Origin of the sequence: Bacillus sp. GMs2/2, from assembly GCF_050172095.1 — a bacterium.
Lineage (GTDB): Bacteria > Bacillota > Bacilli > Bacillales > Bacillaceae_G > Bacillus_A > Bacillus_A cereus.
The window spans coordinates 1-3,199 of the sequence record NZ_JBNLYE010000416.1 but is presented as its reverse complement, the minus strand read 5'-3'; the positions used below and the strand labels follow the sequence as shown (position 1 = coordinate 3,199).

The window sequence follows — 3,199 nt, the reverse complement described above, 5'->3', positions numbered from 1 at the left end:
AGTTTAATATGAATGACCTAACCCATTCCAATAAAAAGAAACGATTTCTTGTGCTAATTCATCTATATTTGCCAGAATAGGATTGTGATTTTCATCTTTAAAATTCCCAATTGATAATAAAGATACGAAAGCATGAGCCACAAATTTAGCGTTTCCTTTCGGAATTTCTCCCATGTGCATCGCAGTATCGAGTGCTTTTTCTAGCACTTCATACATATTATTTTCAGCATTTTTTAATTCCTTCAATTGTTCTTCAGATAACGACATTTTAGCATCTTTCATAAAATTTTTCATATCAATATCCATCGTTGCGTGTAAGTAAACTTTGGCGAAGTCTAATAATCTTTCTTCTAAAGTTTTGTTTGTAGAGAGTATTTGAGACATATTCTCTCGTATACGTATCATCATTTGGGTCATAGTAGCGGTAAATAAATCGGCTTTTGTTGAATAGTAATAGTAGACGGTTGCTTTCGTAACACCACAAACTTTTGCGACTTCACCCATAGAAACGACTTGATAATTTTGTGTAAGAAATAAGCGAGTTGCCACTTCTAAAATGGTTTCTTTTGTAGATTTTGTATTTTTATTTTGCCGTGGCCTTCCGAGAGGACGTTGTTTTTGTTCCAAATCCATTCGCTCCTGACATTTATTCTTGAGATAATTATAACATAATTTTCAATCATTCTTGATTAATTAACCTACCAGTATATATAATTAATAATGAAGGAAAAAAGGAAGGTGGGTTTTTATGAAAAAGCACCCGTTACATATGTTAGGGAGGCTTGTAGCAGGAAAAAATACGCAATGGATCACTTTATCGGTATGGGTTCTTATTACATTATTACTTTCATTTACGTTACCACAAGTAAACAGTACGAAAGAACCGAATCCAAAAAATTTACCTGAAACAGCTATGTCACAGCAAGCGGAAGCGCTTATGAAAAAAGAGTTTCCGAATAATGCAGGGAATCCGTTGTTAGTAGTATGGTATAGAGATGGTGGATTACAGTCACAGGATTATAAACTCATACAAGACGTTTATAAAGAGTTAAAAGCTAGTCCTTTAAAAGAACAATCAACGTTACCGCCATTTGATACAATTCCAGAGCAAGTATTATCAAAAAGTGCATCAAAAGATGGTACATCATTTGTTACACCGGTATTCTTTAATAAATCTGCTGGTACGGATATATTAAAAGGAAATCTTGAAGAGTTTAGAAAAATAGTGAATAGTAAGGTGGATGAAGATCCATTTAAACAAAAAATAAGTGAATCTGGTTTACATGTTCGATTATCTGGACCTGTAGGTATTCAAACGGATGCAGTTAGTTTATTTAGTCAAGCAGATGTGAAATTGTTAGTGGCTACTGTACTACTAGTGTTAGTTTTGTTAATTTTACTGTATCGTTCACCAATTTTAGCGATTTTACCTATACTTGTTGTTGGCTTTGCATACGGTATTATTAGTCCTACACTCGGTTTTTTAGCTGATCACGGATGGATTAAAGTAGATGCCCAAGCGATATCAATTATGACAGTATTATTGTTTGGTGCTGGAACGGACTATTGTCTATTTTTAATTTCGAGATATAGAGAGTACTTGTTAGAAGAAGAAAGTAAATATAAAGCATTACAACTTGCGATTAAAGCTTCTGGCGGTGCAATAATAATGAGTGCGTTAACTGTTGTACTTGGATTAGGGACATTATTACTTGCTCATTATGGTGCCTTTCATCGATTTGCAGTACCATTTAGTGTTGCTGTATTTATAATGGGAATCGCGGCTTTAACGATTTTACCAGCACTATTATTAATTTTCGGTAGGATTGCATTTTTCCCGTTTATACCGAGAACAACTTCAATGAATGAGGAGTTTGCAAGAAAGAAAAAGAGGGCTGTAAAAGTTGAAAAATCAAAAGGCTCCTTTAGTAAAAAACTTGGAGATGTAGTAGTACGAAGACCGTGGACAATAATTATGCTAACTGTGTTTGTATTAGGTGGATTGGCTTCGTTCGTACCACGTATTCAATACACATATGACTTATTAGAATCGTTTCCAAAGGATATGCCTTCTCGCGAAGGGTTTACGTTAATTAGTGATCATTTCTCGGCTGGTGAACTAGCACCAGTAAAAGTGGTTGTTGATACGAAAGGAAAAGAGCTTCCTATTAAACAAGAACTAGAGAAATTTTCTTTCATAAATACAGTGAAAGAGCCAAAAGAGGGAAAAGAAAATAAGCAAATACAAATGTATGAAGTTTCTTTAGCGGAAAATCCATACTCAATTGAAGCGTTAGATCAAATTCCTAAATTGAAAAGTAATGTAGAAAAAGTATTAAAAGATGCTGGGATTAGTAATGCTGAAGAGCAATTGTGGATTGGTGGAGAAACAGCTTCATTATATGATACAAAGCAAATTACTGAACGTGATGAATCAGTAATTATTCCAGTAATGATTAGCATTATCGCTTTACTATTACTTGTCTACTTACGATCGGTTGTTGCGATGATTTATTTAATTGTAACTGTCGTTTTATCATTCTTCTCAGCGTTAGGAGCAGGATGGATATTGCTTCATTACGGTATGGGAGCGCCGGCCATTCAAGGTGCGATACCGTTGTACGCATTCGTATTTTTAGTTGCTTTAGGTGAAGATTATAATATCTTTATGGTTTCAGAAATATGGAAAAACAGAAAGACACAAAATCACTTGGATGCAGTAAAAAATGGTGTAATACAAACAGGTAGTGTTATTACATCGGCAGGTTTAATTTTAGCAGGAACTTTTGCAGTGTTAGGTACACTTCCAATTCAAGTATTAGTTCAATTTGGTATTGTAACTGCAATTGGCGTATTACTAGATACGTTTATCGTAAGACCGTTACTTGTACCCGCAATTACAGTTGTGTTAGGCCGATTTGCTTTTTGGCCAGGTAAACTTTCAAGAAAGAGTGAAGAAATACAAAAGGTGGATGCATAGTGAAAAAAGCCAAGGGTATTTTCCTTGGCTTTTTTCAATGTAGTTAATTAATTTTTTGAAGTCAAATCATCAGCTGCAGCGTGATCAGCATCTTCAATTGTTGTTTCGGGCATTCCGTATAAGCCGTTCATTGCTTGTTCTTCAATAGTAAGGTTTGCAGTATTATTATTTTGAATAGATGTAGTATTTTCAGTAACATTTTCCTTTTTATTCATATTT

General features: G+C 34.3%; 3 protein-coding genes. 1 reads left to right on the top strand and 2 read right to left on the bottom strand.

The window, feature by feature from the left end; all coding sequences use genetic code 11:
• Positions 1 to 3 precede the first annotated feature (3 nt).
• Positions 4 to 627 carry a TetR/AcrR family transcriptional regulator gene (locus tag ACQGS6_RS25340; protein ID WP_000436044.1) on the bottom strand — a complete coding sequence of 208 codons (624 nt, stop codon included), beginning with the start codon at positions 625 to 627 and terminating at the stop codon, positions 4 to 6.
• Positions 628 to 748: 121 nt separating this feature from the next.
• On the opposite strand from ACQGS6_RS25340, the gene ACQGS6_RS25335 reads away from it, so the two are divergent.
• A complete protein-coding gene (locus tag ACQGS6_RS25335) occupies positions 749 to 2,980 on the top strand; it encodes an MMPL family transporter (protein WP_000716579.1) in 2,232 nt (743 codons plus the stop codon).
• A 47-nt stretch (positions 2,981 to 3,027) separates the two neighbouring features.
• Here ACQGS6_RS25335 and ACQGS6_RS25330 read toward each other — a convergent pair.
• Positions 3,028 to 3,199 (bottom strand): DUF4021 domain-containing protein (locus tag ACQGS6_RS25330; protein WP_426965796.1); only part of this gene is annotated, 172 nt, incomplete at its 5' end.